The organism is Streptomyces scopuliridis RB72 (assembly GCF_000718095.1).
Classification (GTDB): Bacteria; Actinomycetota; Actinomycetes; order Streptomycetales; family Streptomycetaceae; genus Streptomyces; species Streptomyces scopuliridis.
The window spans coordinates 148,716-166,265 of the sequence record NZ_JOEI01000008.1; the positions used below are offsets into that span (position 1 = coordinate 148,716).

The following is a 17,550-nucleotide window of genomic DNA, read 5'->3' on the forward strand; positions in this document are numbered from 1 at the left end:
TGCAGACACAAGGAGATACACATGCCGAAGCCCGCCAAGGGTGCCCGTCTGGGCGGCAGCGCCGCGCACGAGAAGCTGCTCCTCGCGAACCTCGCGAAGTCGCTCTTCGAGCACGGCCGCATCACCACGACCGAGGCCAAGGCCCGCCGCCTGCGCCCGATCGCGGAGCGTTTCATCACCAAGGCGAAGAAGGGCGACATCCACAACCGTCGCCTGGTGCTGCAGTCGATCACGGACAAGAGCGTCGTCCACACGCTCTTCACCGAGATCGCCCCGCGGTACGAGAACCGCCCCGGTGGTTACACGCGTATCACCAAGATCGGCAACCGTCGTGGCGACAACGCCCCGATGGCGGTCATCGAGCTGGTCGAGGCCCTGACCGTGGCGCAGCAGGCCACCGGTGAGGCCGAGGCGGCGACGAAGCGCGCGGTCAAGGAAGACGCCCTCAAGAAGGACGAGGCTCCGGCCGAGGCCGTCGAGGACGCCAAGCCGGCCGCCGAGGCCGAGTCGGAGTCCAAGGACGCCTGAGCGTTCTGACGACTGACGGACGGGTCCGCTCCCTCATGGGGGGCGGACCCGTTCTGTATGGAGAGGACGGATTGGTGGGTCAGGTGAGCGACGACATCGAGGGCGCGGCGCCCGGACACGTACGGATACGGCTGGACCTGTCGTACGACGGCAAGGACTTCTCCGGCTGGGCGAGGCAGCGGACCCGGCGAACCGTCCAGGGCGAGATCGAGGACGCGCTGCGTACGGTGACGCGGTCCTCGCGTACGTACGAGCTGACCGTCGCCGGGCGTACCGACGCGGGGGTGCACGCGCGCGGGCAGGTCGCGCATGTCGATCTGCCGGAGGACGTATGGGCCGAGCACCGTGAGCGGCTGCTGCGGCGGCTCGCGGGGCGGCTGAGCCATGACGTACGGGTCTGGAAGGTCACCGAGGCACCCCCGGGCTTCAACGCGCGCTTCTCGGCCGTCTGGCGGCGCTACGCGTACCGCGTGACCGATCATCCCGGCGGTGTCGATCCGCTGCTGCGCGGCCATGTGCTGTGGCACGACTGGCCGTTGGACGTGGCGGCGATGAACGCGGCGTCCGCCGGGCTGCGCGGCGAGCACGACTTCGCGGCGTACTGCAAGCGGCGCGAGGGCGCGACGACCATCCGTACGCTCCAGCGGCTGGAGTGGGAGCGGGACGCGCACGGTGTGATCACCGCGACCGTGCGGGCCGATGCCTTCTGCCACAACATGGTGCGCTCGCTGGTGGGAGCGCTGCTGTTCGTGGGCGACGGGCACCGGCCCGTGGAGTGGCCGTCGAAGGTGCTGGCGGCGGGGGTGCGGGACTCGGCGGTGCATGTCGTACGGCCGCACGGGCTCACCCTGGAGGAGGTCGGCTATCCGGCCGACGAGCTGCTGGGCGAGCGGAACCGGGCGGCGCGCAACAAGCGGACGCTGGGCGCGAACCTGAACGGGGACGTGGACGGCGCGGACGGGGACGCGGGCTGCTGCTGAGGTCAGCCCCGCAGCCGGCGGGCCAGGCGGCGCAGCGGTCCCGGTGTACGGGACGATGTGGCCGGCGTGGGCGCGGGCTCCGGCTTGGGGACCGCCACGCGCAGGGACAGATCGCTCTGCGGATTGGTCCAGTACGGCGTGACACGGCGGTCCCGCGCGGTGGGGTGCGGCACGGGCGTGAGCCGCTCGGGCACCCCGGGGCCGCGCCGGGAGCCGAGCCGCGCCGACTTCGTGAAGCCGAGCGCGGTGAGGCGTACGGACAGATCCCAGACGCCGTCGCCGAGCGGGGCGCCGTCCAGCGCCGTGGCGAGGTCGAGCCGGGCGGTCCCGGCGACGCTCAGCACGCCTTCGGGGCGGAAGACGGTGGTCTTCGTGGGCAGCCGGTACTCGGCACCGCTGGCGCGCTCGCGCAGGACGAGGACGACGGACGCCTTGGCGGGGGCGGCACCGCCGGTGAGCGGTTCGCGGGCGAGACGGTCCCTCAGGGCCGGGGAGAGACCGGCCGGGGCCAGAGCCTCCTGACCCGTGTCCGTAGCCGTGCCCGTGGCGGTGTCGGTGACGGTGTCGGTGACGCCGAGGGGGCCGTCGGCGCCGTGCAGCTCGCCGGTGAAGGCGATCCGGAGACAGCCGCCGTCGTCCAGCCAGGACAGCGCGTCCAGCCGCGCGTGGCAGCCGACCGAGGACTCCCAGGCGGCCAGCGCCACCAGATCGTCGAGCCGGTCGTCGGTGATCAGCCCGACGGCCACCCGGCGCGCGGCGGGCAGACCGGCCACCGACGTCTCCGAGATCCCGTCCACGACGACCCCGCGGATCGCCCGGAACAGCTCGCGCCGCGCCTCCTCGTCCAGGTCCAGCAGTCGTTTGCCGCTCAGCCGGTCCAGGATCTCCACGCGCAGCCAGCGCCTGTGCAGCCGGTCGCGCGCCGCCCCGGGCCCGACGAGGCCGTCGACGGTCTTCAGCAGGGCGCGCAGCTCCGCGTAGAACTCCCCGGGCGGTACGGCGGGGCCCGCGCCGCCCGGACCGTAGTGGTAGCAGACATAGCTGCCGAGGACGGCGGTACGGCCCGCCCGGAGGGTGGCCTCGGCGGTGAACGCCTGCTCGGCCAGCTGCCGCCCGCCCGTGGCGAAGCGCAGCCCGTGCGCGTCGAGGAACGCGCGGTGGAACAGCTTGTTGGCGGTGAGGCTGTCGGCCAGCGGGTCCTTGGCGAGGGTGGCGCGCGGCCGGTCCCGTACGAACAGCTCGCGGGGGACTGGCCGGCCCTTGCCCGCGAGCTTGCCGGCGACGATGTCGGCGTCGTGCTCGATGCCGTACGCGTACATCCGTTCCAGGGCTTCCGCGCCGAGCCGGTCGCCGGGCTCCATGTACAGCACGTACTCACCGGTCGCGGTGTCGGTCCCGGCGTTACGGGGATCGGTGCCCGGCGCCGCGTCCGCCACGGTGATCACCTCGATGTCGTCCGCCGGCAGCGTCTGGGCGGCCAGTGAGGCGAGCGTGGGCTCCACGGCCTCCGGCGCCGCCCCCGCGGTCGGTACGACGACGCTGACCTTCGGCGGCCGGGGGCCGGGCACCGCGTCGGTCGCGCGTACGGTCAGGGCCAGGCCCTGTCCGGCTGTGAGGGCGCCGGTGATCGCGTGACCGCCGAGGATCTCCGGGGCGGGCAGGACCACCTCCCCGGGGGCCGTGTCCCCGCCGAGGCGGGTGTACCGGTCGAAGCCCGCGCCCGTCAGCCTGATCTGCACCTCCCACACGCCCTCGGCCAGGGGCCCGCCGCCCGCGACGCGCAGCGGGTCGATGGCGACGGTGCCGCGGACGACGGGCCGTACGAGAACGGTGCCCTCGGGCACGGCGCCGGCGAGACCGTCCGGGGCGGGCTCCTCCTCCAGGACGAGAGACGTCTCGCGCTCGGGGAGCCACACATGCGCGGTCTCCGCGTGGCGCAGCAGCACATCGGCCTTGAAGGACTTCAACTCGTCGGTGACATCGACGGGTTCGGACAGGACCCCGTCCGTCAGGGCGGGCGCGAGGAAGTACCGGTCCCCGCGCCGGGCCAGCAGCAGACCGGTCCCGTCGTGGGAGCCGTCGGCGCCCGGTTCACCCGCGAACCGGGCGGTGAACGACGCCTTGAACCGGTCGCGGCTCCAGCCCGCCCGCTCGACCGCGCACCGGGCGCTCAGATCCGTCTGTCTGCGGGTGAACTCGGTCAGTTCCGCGGGTCTGTTCGCCCGGAGCAGGGCCGATCTGGTCCGCTGTACGGCGGCCAGCCCCGTGTGCACGCCGTCCGTCATGAACTCCTCGGCCAGCTCGCGCACGACCTCGAACGGGTCGTCCCGGAACGGCGGGTCGACCAGCAGGCCCCGGGGCGGCTCGCCCAGCCGGTGCAGCATCTCCACCCGGTAGAAGCGGCGCAGCAGCCGGTCGCGCTCGGGCCCCGGCTCGGTGCCCGCGACGACGGTCGCCATGACCTCGCGGAGATTCCCGTAGTACCGGCGCGGGTCCATGGCGGACGTACCGGCGTTCTCGGCGTCCTCACGGGCCCAGTACGCGTAGCAGACGTAGTCACCCAGTACGGAGACCACCGACGCCTTGAGATAGGCGCGGACCATGAAGAGCTGGTCCTCAAGGATCCAGGGACCCTCGGGGTGCGCGATGCCGTGCTCGCGCAGGAACGCGGTGCGGAACATCTTGTGCGGGGTGAGGCTGTCGATGAGCGGCGCGTTCCGTACCGTGCAGCTCTCCCGGGTCCGGGTCATCAGCCCGTACGGGACGCCCCTGCTGCGGAAGTTGCTGGCGACCTTGCCGATGACGATGTCGGAGTCGTTGCGCGCGGCCATCGCATACAGCCGCTCCAGCGCTTCGGGCGCCAGCCGGTCGTCGTGGTCGGCGAACTGCACATAGTGACCGTTCGCGCGCTCCACACCGATGTTGCGCGGCTTTCCCGGCCAGCCCGAGTTGGGAATGCGCTCCATCCGGAAGTGGTCGTGCTCGGCTACCAGGGCGGCCAGCCGCTCCGGGGTCCCGTCGGTCGAGCCGTCGTCGACGAAGAGCACCTCGAACTCGTCGCTGGGCAGGGTCTGCCCCAGCAGCGAGCCGACCAGCGGCTCGATGTGGATTCCCGAGTTGTACGTCGGAACCACCACGGTGACTTTGACCGCCATCCACCCCACGCCCTCTGAACGTTCACCAGCGCCACACAACCTGCGCCGACTGTACCCAGCGGAGAGCGCGGGCGATGCCGGCGGAGGAGCGGCGACGCGGCGTACGACCCGGGGTTACTGCTCGACGGGAGCCGTGGCCGCGGCCGATGCCTGGGCCCTGCCCCGGGCGAGGATCTGGCGGAAGGTGAACTCCGCGATGTCGTCCCCGACGGTGAAGACGTCCTTGTCCGATTCGGTGACGTTCTTGCCGGAGGTGAAGCCGCCGACCGTGAAGTAGACGTACCTGCCGTACGAGTTGGTGGTCTTGCGGCAGATGGAGGGGGCCCGGCAGAAGGTCGGGACACCGGCGCCGGAGAGCGAGGCGACGCCGTCCTTCGCCTGGTCCTTGGCCTTCAGCGCCAGCGCCTCCGTCTCGAAGACCGCGACGCCGACGGTCACGGCGACCCCGTCCTTGCTGTACGTGGCGCGGATGACCTCGTCGCAGCTGTTCGACGCGAGGATGGAGCCGAGCCGGCCCTGCGCCGCCGCGGCGCAGTTGGTGGTGCGGGCCGTGGCGCCCTTCGGGTAGACGCGGTCGCTCATCGTGAGCTTGTCGCCGGGGAAGAGGGTGTCGGCGCTCAGCGGCGCCTTGTCCTTGTCGGCGCTGGAGACGTAGTCCTTCGGGTTCGGCGGCGGCAGCGGCGCGACCGAGGAGAAGGTGGGCTCGGTCTCGGGGCTCTTGTCCGGCAGATCGGTGGGCGTGGGCAGCTCGTTGGCGGTGTTCTCCGAGCCGCGGTCGTTCCCGCCGTTCATGGAGACGACGGCGGTCGCCACGATCGCGGCTATCGCGCCGGTCGCGAGCACGCCACCGCCGATCATCAGCCAGCGTTTGCGGCGGGTACGCGCGGCGGAGGCGTCCGCGAGAGCGGCCCAATCCGGTGTCTGTGTGCCGTACGGGTCATGGTCCGGTGAACCGGGGCCGCCCCAGGAGGGCCCCCCTTGCCCAAAGCTCATGGCGCGAGTTTAGACCGCCCGGCGACCGGGAAACCGCGCGGGAATCGGAAAAGGATTGGGCTCCGGCGCGACCTGCACCGACAATGCGGGACATGGGACATGTTGAGGCCGCGCACCTGGAGTACTACCTGCCCGACGGACGGGTGCTGCTCGCCGACGCCTCGTTCCGCGTCGCGGAAGGCTCCGTCGTCGCTCTCGTCGGGGCCAACGGCGCGGGCAAGACCACGCTGCTGAGGCTGATCGCGGGGGAGCTCCAGCCGCACGGCGGCTCGGTGACGGTCAGCGGCGGGCTCGGTGTGATGTCGCAGTTCGTGGGGTCGGTACGGGACGAGCGCACGGTCCGCGACCTGCTGGTCTCGGTCGCGCAGCCGCGCGTACGGGAAGCCGCGGCGGCCGTGGACGCGGCCGAGCACGGCATCATGACGGTCGACGACGAGGCCGCGCAGATGCGGTACGCGCAGGCGCTGAGCGACTGGGCGGAGGCGCGCGGCTACGAGGCCGAGACGGTCTGGGACATGTGCACGACGGCGGCGCTCGGTGTCCCGTACGAGAAGGCGCAGTGGCGCGAGCTGCGCACCCTGAGCGGCGGCGAGCAGAAGCGGCTGGTGCTTGAGGCGCTGCTGCGCGGGCCCGATCAGGTGCTGCTGCTGGACGAGCCGGACAACTATCTGGACGTGCCGGGCAAGCGGTGGCTGGAGGAGCGGCTGAAGGAGACCCGTAAGACGGTCCTCTTCATCTCCCACGACCGGGAGCTGCTGGCGCGGGCCGCCGAGAAGATCGTGAGCGTGGAGCCCAGCCCGGCCGGCTCCGACGTGTGGGTGCACGGCGGCGGGTTCGGCACATACCACGAGGCCCGCAAGGAGCGCTTCGCGCGCTTCGAGGAGCTGAAGCGGCGCTGGGACGAGGAGCACGCCCGGCTGAAGGCGCTGGTGCACCGGCTGCGGCAGCAGGCGGCGATCAGCCCCGACATGGCCTCGCGCTACCGGGCGATGCAGACGCGCTTCAAGAAGTTCGAGGACGCCGGGCCGCCGCCGGAGCCGCCGCGCGAGCAGGAGATCTCCATGCGGCTGCGCGGTGGCCGTACCGGCGTACGGGCCGTGACCTGCGAGAACCTGGAGCTGACCGGGCTGATGAAGCCGTTCTCGCTGGAGATCTACTACGGCGAGCGGGTCGCGGTGCTCGGTTCGAACGGCTCGGGCAAGTCCCACTTCCTGCGGCTGCTGGCCGGCGAGGACGTACGGCACACCGGCCGGTGGAAGCTGGGCGCGCGGGTCGTACCGGGTCACTTCGCGCAGACCCACGCCCACCCCGAGCTGCTCGGCCGCACGCTGGTCGACATCCTGTGGACGGAGCACGCGAAGGACCGGGGCGGCGCGATGAGCGTGCTGCGCCGGTACGAGCTGGAGCGCCAGGGCGACCAGCCCTTCGAGAAGCTCTCGGGCGGCCAGCAGGCGCGCTTCCAGATCCTGCTGCTCGAACTGTGCGGCACGACCGCGCTGCTGCTGGACGAGCCGACGGACAACCTGGACCTGGAGTCGGCGGAGGCTCTCCAGGACGGTCTTGAGGTGTACGACGGGACGGTGCTGGCGGTCACCCACGACCGCTGGTTCGCTCGCTCCTTCGACCGGTATCTGGTATTCGGCTCGGACGGGGTCGTACGGGAGACGCCGGAGCCGGTGTGGGACGAGCGACGGGTGGTACGGGCGCGGTAGGAGCCGGCCGGACGGCGGCCCGGCCCCCGGGGGGCCCGGCCCCCGTTTTGACCCGTACGGGGCAGCGACGGTATTCTTCTGGTTCGTTATGCGTATTGGCTTGGTCGTTCTCACGCGAGGGGCCCTTACGCCGGTCCACCGGGCCGATGGACAGCGGTAGGTGCACGGGTTGCGTCCCCGGAGCACCACCAGGGCTGTCGTGATCGTCCGGGTGGCCCCTGTACAGGACCCGTCCCCTCAGCCCTGGGGGGCTGGGGGAGACCCCATCACTGAAGAAGCGAAGGCATACGACCGTGCGTACGTACAGCCCCAAGCCCGGCGATGTGACGCGCCAGTGGCACATCATCGACGCGCAGGACATCGTCCTGGGCCGTCTGGCGACCACCGCCGCCAACCTTCTGCGCGGTAAGCACAAGCCGATCTACGCGCCCCACGTCGACACCGGTGACTTCGTCATCATCATCAACGCCGACAAGGTGCACCTGTCCGGCAACAAGCGGACCCAGAAGATGGCGTACCGCCACTCCGGTTACCCGGGTGGTCTGCGCTCCGTCCGCTACGACGAGCTGCTCGCCAAGAACCCCGAGAAGGCCGTCGAGAAGGCCATCAAGGGCATGATCCCCAAGAACACCCTGGGCCGTCAGATGATCTCGAAGCTGAAGATCTACTCGGGTGACCAGCACCCGCACGCTGCGCAGCAGCCGGTCCCGTTCGAGATCACCCAGGTCGCGCAGTAGTTCCGGCCACCCCCTAAGACGAAAAGAAATCTGAGGAGCATCGTGGCCGAGACCACTGCAGAGACCCCCGTCGAAGCGCCTGAGGCGGAAGAGACGTACGCCGAGGTGACGACCTTCGAGTCGGAGACCCCGGTCGAGGGCGAGTACACCTCCGAGTCGCTGGCGTCCCGCTTCGGCGACCCGCAGCCGGCGGCCGGCCTGGGCCGTCGCAAGAACGCCATCGCCCGCGTCCGGATCGTCCCGGGCACCGGCAAGTGGAAGATCAACGGTCGCACCCTTGAGGAGTACTTCCCCAACAAGGTGCACCAGCAGGCTGTCAACGAGCCCTTCAAGGTGCTTGAGCTCGACAACCGCTACGACGTCATCGCCCGTATCTCCGGTGGCGGCGTCTCCGGCCAGGCCGGCGCCCTGCGCCTCGGTGTGGCCCGCTCGCTGAACGAGGCGGACGTGGACAACAACCGCGCCCCGCTGAAGAAGGCCGGCTTCCTGAGCCGCGACGACCGCGCCGTCGAGCGCAAGAAGGCCGGTCTGAAGAAGGCCCGCAAGGCGCCGCAGTACAGCAAGCGCTAAATCGCTCGCTTGCCGGTACTGGCATTCGGCCTCTATGGCCGGCCTCTACGGCACCCGAACGCCCCGGCGGCACTCCGTGCTGCCGGGGCGTTCGTTTTATTGGTTACTCGGGCGTATAACAGCATCAGGCGCTCAAAACTTTGCATGGGTTTGCGTTTTCGAAATCTTTTCGCTCGGGGCGATATCGGTGACTGCCGGCTCCGGGTGTTCTCGGAGGGAGAGCTGTGGGACGACTCTTCGGCACGGACGGCGTGCGCGGTGTCGCCAACGCCGATCTGACGGCTGAGCTGGCGCTCGGTCTTTCGGTCGCGGCGGCGCATGTGCTCGCCGAGGTGGGGACGTTCGAGGGGCATCGGCCCACGGCGGTGGTCGGACGTGATCCCCGTGCCTCCGGTGAATTCCTGGAGGCCGCTGTCGTGGCGGGACTCGCGAGCGCGGGCGTGGACGTCCTGCGTGTCGGTGTGCTGCCCACCCCCGCGGTGGCGTATCTCACCGGGGTGCTGGGCGCCGACCTCGGCGTGATGCTCTCCGCGAGCCACAACGCCATGCCCGACAACGGCATCAAGTTCTTCGCGCGCGGCGGGCACAAACTCGCCGATGAGCTGGAGGACCGGATCGAGGCCGCCTACTACGAGAACACCGTGCACCGCACCGGCGCCCCCTGGGAGCGGCCGACCGGTGGCGGAGTCGGCCGGGTCCGCTCGTACGACGAAGGTTTCGATCAGTACGTGGCACATCTGATCGCTGTGCTGCCGAACCGGCTCGACGGGCTGAAGATCGTTCTGGACGAGGCGCACGGCGCGGCGGCCCGGGTGTCACCGGAGGCGTTCACCCGCGCCGGCGCCGAGGTCATCACGATCGGCGCTGAGCCGGACGGGCTGAATATCAACGACGGATACGGCTCCACACATCTGGACCAGCTCAAGGCCGCGGTCGTCGAGCACGGCGCGGACTTCGGCATCGCCCACGACGGCGACGCGGACCGCTGTCTGGCCGTGGACGGCGCGGGCGAAGAGGTCGACGGCGACCAGATCCTCGCCGTACTCGCCCTCGCGATGCGCGAGGCGGGCACGCTGCGCGGTGACGCGGTGGTCGGAACGGTCATGTCCAACCTCGGGTTCAAGATCGCGATGGAGCGCGAGGGCATCCATCTCGTCGAGACCGCGGTCGGCGACCGCTACGTACTGGAGTCGATGAAGGAGCACGGCTACGCCCTCGGCGGCGAGCAGTCGGGCCATGTCATCGTCCTCGACCACGCCACCACCGGCGACGGCACCCTCACCGGCCTGATGCTCGCGGCCCGGGTCGCCGCCACGGGCCGTACGCTGGCCGACCTCGCGGGCGTCATGCGACGGCTGCCGCAGGTGCTGATCAATGTGCCCGATGTCGACAAATCGCGGGTGAAGACCTCCGCGGAACTGGCGTCGGCGGTCGCCGAGGCCGAACGCGAACTGGGCTCCACGGGCCGCGTCCTGCTGCGCCCCTCGGGCACCGAGCCGCTGGTACGGGTCATGGTCGAGGCGGCGGACATCGACCAGGCGCGGTCGGTGGCGAGCCGGCTGGCGGACGCGGTGAAGTCGGCGCTCGGCTGAAGGCGTTGAGCCGAATCGGTGAAGTGCTCCGGCGGCCCGGACCCACGGTGGGTCCGGGCCGTCCCGGTTCACGGCTTTTCAGGACCGGGCGCCGGTACCGCTCGTACGCCGTATGCGTCCCCGCCGCGTCGCCCACAGGGCCTTCTGGGTGAGCAGCGTGAGCGTACCGGCGGCGATGATGCCCGCCAGGTTCAGCAGGAGCTGGCCGCTGGAGCCCCACACCTGCGTGAAGTCGCCGTAGCCGAGGGCGACCGCCGCGTTGGCCGCCGCCGGGACCGTCGTCACCGAGATGGCCACCCCCACCAGCGCGCCCGACTTCGCGGAGGTCAGCGAGAGCATCCCGGCCACGCCCGCGAGCGCCGCGACCACCAGCGAGAACAGGTCCGGGTTCCAGATGAACGAGGTGTTGGGCCGGTCGGCCGCCAGCATGGTCCGCGAGAAGAGCCCGAAGCCGTCCATCACCAGACTGAAGACGGTCGTCAGCCCCATCGCCACCGCGAACCCTGCGATCAGCGCGATCAGCGAACGCCACGCCAGCAGCGGGGCGCGCTGCACCAGCGCCGTGCAGATCCCGGCCAGCGGGCCGAACTCCGGACCCACCGCCATCGCGCCCACGATCAGGATCGCGTTGTCCAGCACCACACCGCAGGCCGCGATCATCGTCGCCAGCGCGAGGAACGCCAGATAGGTGAGGGAGAGCGAGGACTCCTCGTGGGTCACCTCCTCCAGGTGCTCCCACAGCACGGCGTCGGCGCCCTCGCCGGGCGCCTCCTCCTCCGCCTCGTCCGCCGTCTTCGACAGCGACAGATCGATGTTCTCCACCGAGATCGAACCGGTCTCGTCGATCCCGAGGGCGCGCAGTTCCGCGAGCAGTCCGTCGCACGCCTCACGCGCCACATCGCACATGACCAGATCGCCCCGCGGATCGCGGGAGGCTCCCGGCACGACGGCGAGATGCGCGGTGCCGACGGTCCGCTCCACGGCCTGTACGACCTCGTCGGTACGGCCGTCCGGCACGAGCAGACGCAGATGCAGCACGCTGACAGCCCCTCAGCTCTTCATCTTCAGAGTTTGCGCAGTGACAGCCGCTGGACCTTGTGGTCGGGGCCCTTGCGCAGGACCAGTGTGGCGCGGCTGCGCGTGGGCGCCACATTCTCCAGGAGATTGGGCTTGTTGATGGTCCGCCACATCGTCCTGGCGTAGTCGAGGGACTCCTCCTCGGAGACCTGGGTGTACTTCCTGAAGTACGAGGCGGGATCCTGGAAGGCCGTCTCGCGGAGCTTGCGGAAGCGGTTGAGGTACCAGGTCTCGATGTCCTCGGCGCGCGCGTCGACGTACACGCTGAAGTCGAAGTAGTCGGCGAGCCCGACCCTGGTCCTGCCGTCCTGGCCCGGCAGCGCGGGCTGGAGGACATTGAGGCCCTCGACGATGAGGATGTCGGGCCGCCGTACGGTGAGCAGTTCGCCGGGCACGATGTCGTAGATCAGATGCGAGTAGACCGGGGCCGTGACCTCGTCCTTGCCCGCCTTGATGTCGGCGACGAACCGGGTCAGCGCCCGGCGGTCGTACGACTCCGGGAAACCCTTGCGCGACATCAGCCCGCGGGACTGGAGCTCCTTCATCGGGAGCAGGAAGCCGTCGGTGGTGACGCGTTCGACCCGGGGGTGCTCCGGCCAGCGCGCGAGCAGCGCCTGCAACAGCCGGGCCACGGTGGACTTTCCGACGGCGACACTGCCCGCCACCCCTATGACGAACGGCGTGCCGCGCTGGGCGCCGTGCCCGTTGCCCGCGTCCCCGAGGAAGGTGTTCAGCGCGCCGCGCAGCCCGGCCGTGGCCTGGACATAGAGATTGAGCAGCCGGGAGAGCGGCAGATAGACGTCCCGTACCTCGTCGAGATCGATGACATCGCCGAGCCCGCGCAACCGCTCGACCTCCTGGGCGGAGAGGGGCAGCGGCGTCTTGTCGCGCAGCGCGCTCCACTCGGCCCGGCTGAGGTCGACATAGGGGGTCGGCCCGTGCTCGCCCCGGCGTGGGGCGCTTCGTGGCGGCGAAGTGATCACCCCGCCATTGTCGGGGGTGCGGGGCCCTTGTGGGTGGTGTGCTAAGTCACGTGGCCAGGGGGAGTACGAGGCGCAGGAGGCACCGCACCGGCTGGTCCACGAAGATCGACGGGACAGCACCTAGGCTGCGATCATGTGCGGAATCGTGGGTTACGTCGGCGGACAGTCGGCGCTTGATGTGGTCATCGCGGGCCTCAAGCGGCTTGAGTACCGGGGGTACGACTCCGCCGGAGTCGCGGTACTCGCCGACGGCGGGCTGGCTGCGGCGAAGAAGGCGGGCAAGCTCGTCAACCTGGAGAAGACGCTGGTGGAACGGCCGTTGCCGAGCGGCACCACCGGTATCGGGCATACCCGGTGGGCCACGCACGGCGGCCCCACCGACGTCAACGCCCATCCCCATCTGGACAACGCGGGACGCGTCGCCGTCGTACACAACGGCATCATCGAGAACTTCGCCGCGCTCCGCGCCGAACTGGCCGGGCGCGGCCATGACCTGGAGTCGGAGACCGACACCGAGGCCGTGGCGCATCTGCTCGCCGAGGCGTTCTCGTCGTGCGGCGATCTCGCGGAGTCGATGCGGCAGGTGTGCCGGCGGCTGGAGGGGGCCTTCACGCTCGTCGCCGTCCACGCGGACGAGCCGGACGTGGTGGTCGGCGCGCGCCGTAACTCCCCGCTGGTGGTGGGCGTCGGGGACGGCGAGTCCTTCCTCGCCTCGGACGTCGCCGCGTTCATCGCCCATACGCGCTCCGCGATCGAACTCGGCCAGGACCAGGTCGTCGAACTGCGCCGGGACGGGGTGGTGGTGACGGACTTCGACGGCGCGCCGGCCGAGGTCCGTTCGTACCACGTGGACTGGGACGCGTCCGCCGCGGAGAAGGGCGGCTACGACTACTTCATGCTCAAGGAGATCGCCGAGCAGCCCAAGGCGGTCGCGGACACCCTCCTCGGACGGATCGACGCCGAGGGCTCGCTGACGCTCGATGAGGTACGTATCCCGGCCTCCGTGCTGCGCGAGGCGGACAAGGTCGTCATCGTGGCGTGCGGGACGGCCTTCCACGCCGGGCTGATCGCGAAGTACGCCATCGAGCACTGGACGCGGATGCCCTGCGAGGTGGAGCTGGCCAGTGAGTTCCGCTACCGGGACCCGATCCTCGACCGGCGCACGCTGGTGATCGCGATCTCGCAGTCCGGCGAGACCATGGACACGCTGATGGCGCTGCGGCACGCCCGCGAGCAGGGCGCGAAGGTGCTGGCCATCTGCAATACGAACGGTTCGACCATCCCGAGGGAGTCGGACGCGGTCCTCTACACGCACGCGGGCCCCGAGGTCGCCGTCGCGTCGACCAAGGCGTTCCTGACCCAGCTGGTGGCCTGCTATCTGGTCGCGCTGTATCTGGGGCAGCGGCGCGGTACGAAGTGGGGCGACGAGATCAGGGCCGTCATCCGGGACCTGTCGCGGATCTCCTGCGAGGTGGAGCGGGTCCTGGAGACGATGGAGCCGGTACGGGCCCTGGCGCGCTCCCTCAAGGACAAGCGGACGGTGCTGTTCCTGGGCCGGCACGTGGGCTACCCGGTGGCCCTGGAGGGCGCGCTCAAGCTCAAGGAACTGGCGTACATGCACGCCGAGGGGTTCGCGGCCGGTGAGCTGAAGCACGGTCCCATCGCGCTGATCGAGGAGGATCTGCCGGTGGTCGTGGTCGTACCCTCGCCGCGCGGGCGCTCGGTGCTGCACGACAAGATCGTGTCGAACATCCAGGAGATCCGGGCCAGGGGCGCGCGCACGATCGTGATCGCGGAGGAGGGGGACGACGCGGTGGTGCCGTACGCGGATCATCTGATCCGTATCCCGGCGACGCCGACGCTGCTTCAGCCGCTGGTCTCGACGGTGCCGTTGCAGGTGTTCGCGTGCGAGCTGGCGACGGCACGCGGCAATGAGGTGGACCAGCCGAGGAATCTGGCGAAGTCCGTCACCGTGGAGTGAGCGGTGATCGTGGAGCAAGGACGGCGAGAAGCCGGACAAGGAGGGTGAGTTGATCATCGGGGTGGGGATCGACGTCGCGGAGATCGACCGGTTCGAGGAGTCCCTGCGACGGACGCCGCAACTGGCCGGCCGGCTCTTCTCGGAGTCGGAGTTGCTGCTGCCGAGCGGCGAGCGGCGTGGAGTGGCCTCCCTGGCGGCGCGGTTCGCCGCCAAGGAGGCCGTGGCCAAGGCCCTGGGCGCGCCCGTCGGGCTGCGCTGGGCGGACGCCGAGGTGTGCGTCGAGGACAGCGGGCAGCCACGGCTGCGGGTACGGGGGACGGTCGCGGCACGCGCCGCGGAGCTGGGCGTACGGACCTGGCATGTCTCGCTCAGCCACGATGCGGGGGTGGCGTCCGCCGTGGTGATCGCGGAGGGTTGAGGGCAGGCGGGCCACGGCGGGTGACAGCGGGCAACGGGCAACGGCGGGCAACGGGCAACGGTGGAAAGGCTGGTCGAATGCGTACTGCGTACAGCGTGGAGACGGTACGGAACGCCGAACGCGAGCTGATGGCACGGCTGCCGGAGGGCGCCCTCATGCAGCGCGCCGCCGCCGGTCTCGCCGCGGTCTGCGCGGGCCTGCTGCGGGATCTGCTGGGGCGGGTGTACGGGGCGCGCGTCGTCCTGCTCGTCGGCAGCGGCGACAACGGCGGTGACGCGCTCTACGCCGGGGCCCGGCTGGCCCGTCGGGGCGCCTCCGTCACCGTCGTACCGCTGGCCCCCGGCCGGACCCACGAGGGCGGGCTGACGGCGCTGCTCGGCGCGGGCGGACGCGTCGCCGGCGCCGACGACCCCTACGCCGTACTGGCCGCCGCCGATCTCGTGCTCGACGGCATCACCGGCATCGGCGGACACGGCGGGCTGCGCCCCGACGCCGTACCGGTCGCGCGGGCGGCCCGCGGCTCCGGCGCGGTGGTCGTCGCCGTCGATCTGCCGAGCGGGGTCGAGGCGGACAGCGGGGAGGTGACGGGGGAGGCGCTGCGCGCGGATGTGACGGTGACGTTCGGTACGTACAAGCCGGGCCTGCTGATCGACCCGGCCAGGGAACACGCGGGCGCGGTACGGCTCGTGGACATCGGCCTCGCGCCCCATCTGCCGTCCGTGCCCGGGCTGGAAGCGCTCCAGCACGAGGATGTGGCCCGGCTGCTGCCGGTGCCGACGGGCGAGAGCGACAAGTACCGGCGCGGTGTGGTCGGTGTCGTGGCCGGATCCCCGCGCTATCCGGGCGCGGCGGTGCTCGCGGTGGCGGGCGCGCTGCGGGGCGGCGCGGGCGCCGTCCGCTATGTCGGCCCCGGCGGCGACGCGGTGATCGCGCGCTTCCCGGAGACGCTGGTGCACGAGGGGCCGCCGTCGAAGGCCGGCCGGGTCCAGGCCTGGGCGGTCGGCCCCGGTCTCGGGGACGCTCTGGGCGACGGTTCGGGCCCCGAGGCCGCTGTCGCGGACGTGCTGGCCTCGGACGTCCCGGTGCTGGTGGACGCGGACGGACTGCGGCTGCTGGACGCGGAGACCGTACGGGGACGTACGGCCCCGACCCTCCTCACCCCGCACGCGGGCGAGGCGGCGGCGCTGCTCGGCGTGGCCAGGCCGGAGGTGGAGTCGGGCCGGCTGACGGCGGTACGGGAGCTGGCGGCGCGGTACGGCGCGACGGTGCTGCTGAAGGGCTCGACGACACTGGTCGCCGACCCGGACCCGGCCGTCCCGGTCCGGGTGAACCCGACGGGCACGCCCTGGCTGGCCACGGCGGGGAGCGGGGACGTCCTCTCGGGCCTGTCGGGTTCCCTGCTCGCCGCCGGCCTGCCGGCCCGTGACGCGGCGTCGGTGGCGGCCTATCTCCATGGCCTCTCGGCCCGGCTCGCGGCGAGGAACGCGCCGCTGGTGTCGGACGAGGTGGCGGAGAACCTGCCGGAGGCGTGGCGGAACGTCGTGGGCTGAGGGGGCGTGCGCTGAGCGGCGGTGGCCCCCGCACCCGGACCGGCCCCGCACCCGCACCGGCCCCGGACATCGCTCTGAGAGACTGGGCACGATGACCGAAAACAAGCACACTTCGGCCGGCGTCCGCGCGCGGGCCGAAGTCGATCTCGCCGCCCTGCGGGGCAATGTGCGCGCGCTGCGCTCCCGTGTGGGACCCGGCGTCGCGCTGATGGGTGTCGTGAAGTCCGACGGATACGGACACGGCATGCTGCCCACCGCGCGGGCCGCCCTCGACGCGGGCGCCACCTGGCTGGGCACGGCCACCCCCCATGAAGCGCTCGCCCTGCGCGCGGCGGGTATCGAGAGCCGGGTCATGTGCTGGCTCTGGACGCCCGGTGACCCCTGGCGGGAGGGCATCGAGGCCGATCTCGACATGTCCGTCAGCGCGATGTGGGCGCTGCGCGAGGTGACCGCCGCCGCACGCGAGGCGGGCCGCCCCGCCCGTATCCAGCTCAAGGCGGACACCGGCCTCGGCCGGAACGGCTGCCAGCCCGCCGACTGGCCGGAACTCGTGGCCGCCGCGCTCGACGCGCAGGCCGCCGGTCTGGTCCGGGTCACCGGTCTCTGGTCCCACTTCGCGTGCGCCGACGAGCCGGGCCATCCCTCCATCACCGCGCAGCTCGACGCGTTCCACGAGATGGTCGCGTACGCCGAGAAGGAGGGCGTCGAGCCCGAGGTCCGGCATATCGCCAACTCGGCGGCCATGCTCACGCTGCCCCAGGCGTCCTTCGATCTCGTACGGGCCGGCATCGCGATGTACGGGATCTCCCCGAGCCCGGAGCTCGGCACCTCACGGGACTTCGGCCTGCGGCCCGCGATGACGCTCTCCGCCTCCGTCGCCCTGGTCAAGCGGGTGCCGGAGGGCCATGGCGTCAGCTACGGCCACCACTACGTCACGTCCCGGGAGACGACCCTCGGACTCGTACCCCTGGGTTACGCCGACGGCATCCCGCGCCATGCCTCCGGCCGCGGGCCCGTCCTCGTCGGCGGGGTCAGGCGGCGGGTGGCAGGGCGGGTCGCCATGGACCAGTTCGTGGTCGACCTCGGCGGCGACACCCCCGAGCCGGGCGCGACCGCCATCCTGTTCGGCCCCGGCGACCGCGGCGAGCCGACCGCCGAGGACTGGGCCGAGGCGGCGGACACCATCGCCTACGAGATCGTCACACGCATCGGTTCACGCGTCCCTCGTGTCTATGTCAACGAGCGGCCCGAGTGACCACCCGAACGAGTGGCCT

Annotated in this window: 14 protein-coding genes; 10 read left to right on the forward strand and 4 right to left on the reverse strand. The window is 71.4% G+C overall.

All coding sequences use genetic code 11. From position 1 onward, the window contains the following. The first annotated feature begins 21 nt into the window (after positions 1–21). Together rplQ and truA are read left to right on the forward strand one after the other, a co-directional pair. Positions 22–528 carry a 50S ribosomal protein L17 gene (gene rplQ / locus IF11_RS0111700; RefSeq protein ID WP_030351453.1) on the forward strand — a complete coding sequence of 169 codons (507 nt, stop codon included), beginning with the start codon at positions 22–24 and terminating at the stop codon, positions 526–528. 83 nt (positions 529–611) lie between these two features. Further along, positions 612–1,508, forward strand: a complete 897-nt coding sequence (gene truA, locus IF11_RS0111705; RefSeq protein ID WP_030351454.1) for a tRNA pseudouridine(38-40) synthase TruA — start codon at positions 612–614, stop codon at positions 1,506–1,508. A 2-nt stretch (positions 1,509–1,510) separates the two neighbouring features. Here the strand turns inward: truA and IF11_RS37725 are convergent, their stop codons facing one another. Both IF11_RS37725 and IF11_RS0111715 read right to left on the reverse strand, forming a co-directional pair. Next, positions 1,511–4,663, reverse strand: coding sequence for a glycosyltransferase (locus tag IF11_RS37725; protein WP_051745807.1), 3,153 nt, complete (start codon positions 4,661–4,663; stop codon positions 1,511–1,513). 114 nt (positions 4,664–4,777) lie between these two features. Continuing rightward, on the reverse strand, positions 4,778–5,656 hold the full coding sequence (locus tag IF11_RS0111715; protein ID WP_037727558.1) for a hypothetical protein: 879 nt from the start codon (positions 5,654–5,656) through the stop codon (positions 4,778–4,780). A gap of 92 nt (positions 5,657–5,748) precedes the next feature. On the opposite strand from IF11_RS0111715, the gene IF11_RS0111720 reads away from it, so the two are divergent. From IF11_RS0111720 to glmM, 4 genes are all read left to right on the forward strand, one after another. Continuing rightward, the gene (locus IF11_RS0111720; protein WP_030351457.1) at positions 5,749–7,368 is read left to right on the forward strand and encodes an ABC-F family ATP-binding cassette domain-containing protein; all 1,620 of its coding nucleotides are present in this window, start codon (positions 5,749–5,751) and stop codon (positions 7,366–7,368) included. 293 nt (positions 7,369–7,661) lie between these two features. Further along, the gene (gene rplM, locus IF11_RS0111725) at positions 7,662–8,105 is read left to right on the forward strand and encodes a 50S ribosomal protein L13 (RefSeq protein ID WP_030351458.1); all 444 of its coding nucleotides are present in this window, start codon (positions 7,662–7,664) and stop codon (positions 8,103–8,105) included. A 42-nt stretch (positions 8,106–8,147) separates the two neighbouring features. Continuing rightward, positions 8,148–8,675: a 30S ribosomal protein S9 gene (gene rpsI / locus IF11_RS0111730; RefSeq protein ID WP_030351459.1), complete on the forward strand. Its 528-nt coding sequence runs from the start codon at positions 8,148–8,150 to the stop codon at positions 8,673–8,675. A 224-nt stretch (positions 8,676–8,899) separates the two neighbouring features. Then, positions 8,900–10,267, forward strand: coding sequence for a phosphoglucosamine mutase (glmM, locus tag IF11_RS0111735; RefSeq protein WP_030351460.1), 1,368 nt, complete (start codon positions 8,900–8,902; stop codon positions 10,265–10,267). 78 nt (positions 10,268–10,345) lie between these two features. Here the strand turns inward: glmM and IF11_RS0111740 are convergent, their stop codons facing one another. Continuing rightward, positions 10,346–11,305, reverse strand: a complete 960-nt coding sequence (locus IF11_RS0111740; protein ID WP_030351461.1) for a DUF389 domain-containing protein — start codon at positions 11,303–11,305, stop codon at positions 10,346–10,348. Positions 11,306–11,331: 26 nt separating this feature from the next. Continuing rightward, positions 11,332–12,327 (reverse strand): type I pantothenate kinase, encoded by a 996-nt coding sequence (gene coaA, locus IF11_RS0111745; RefSeq protein ID WP_030351462.1) that lies wholly within the window; start codon positions 12,325–12,327, stop codon positions 11,332–11,334. A gap of 133 nt (positions 12,328–12,460) precedes the next feature. Between coaA and glmS the strand changes: the two genes are divergently transcribed. The 4 genes from glmS (at position 12,461) to alr (ending at position 17,531) form a co-directional block, all read left to right on the forward strand. Next, positions 12,461–14,308, forward strand: a complete 1,848-nt coding sequence (gene glmS, locus IF11_RS0111750; RefSeq protein WP_030351463.1) for a glutamine--fructose-6-phosphate transaminase (isomerizing) — start codon at positions 12,461–12,463, stop codon at positions 14,306–14,308. A gap of 49 nt (positions 14,309–14,357) precedes the next feature. Beyond that, the gene (locus tag IF11_RS0111755; RefSeq protein ID WP_030351464.1) at positions 14,358–14,726 is read left to right on the forward strand and encodes a holo-ACP synthase; all 369 of its coding nucleotides are present in this window, start codon (positions 14,358–14,360) and stop codon (positions 14,724–14,726) included. A 77-nt stretch (positions 14,727–14,803) separates the two neighbouring features. Next, entirely contained in the window at positions 14,804–16,276 is a 1,473-nt protein-coding gene (locus IF11_RS0111760) for an NAD(P)H-hydrate dehydratase (protein ID WP_030351465.1), read from the forward strand. 91 nt (positions 16,277–16,367) lie between these two features. After that, a complete protein-coding gene (gene alr, locus IF11_RS0111765; protein WP_030351466.1) occupies positions 16,368–17,531 on the forward strand; it encodes an alanine racemase in 1,164 nt (387 codons plus the stop codon). Positions 17,532–17,550 lie beyond the last annotated feature (19 nt).

What these genes read in the sequence shown, in the direction of transcription:
- rplQ (WP_030351453.1), top strand. Translation starts at nt 22, where the DNA reads ATGCCGAAGCCCGCCAAGGGTGCCCGTCTGGGCGGCAGCGCCGCGCAC.
- IF11_RS37725 (WP_051745807.1), bottom strand. Translation starts at nt 4,663, where the DNA reads ATGGCGGTCAAAGTCACCGTGGTGGTTCCGACGTACAACTCGGGAATC.
- IF11_RS0111715 (WP_037727558.1), bottom strand. Translation starts at nt 5,656, where the DNA reads ATGAGCTTTGGGCAAGGGGGGCCCTCCTGGGGCGGCCCCGGTTCACCG.
- IF11_RS0111720 (WP_030351457.1), top strand. Translation starts at nt 5,749, where the DNA reads ATGGGACATGTTGAGGCCGCGCACCTGGAGTACTACCTGCCCGACGGA.
- glmS (WP_030351463.1), top strand. Translation starts at nt 12,461, where the DNA reads ATGTGCGGAATCGTGGGTTACGTCGGCGGACAGTCGGCGCTTGATGTG.
- IF11_RS0111760 (WP_030351465.1), top strand. Translation starts at nt 14,804, where the DNA reads ATGCGTACTGCGTACAGCGTGGAGACGGTACGGAACGCCGAACGCGAG.
- alr (WP_030351466.1), top strand. Translation starts at nt 16,368, where the DNA reads ATGACCGAAAACAAGCACACTTCGGCCGGCGTCCGCGCGCGGGCCGAA.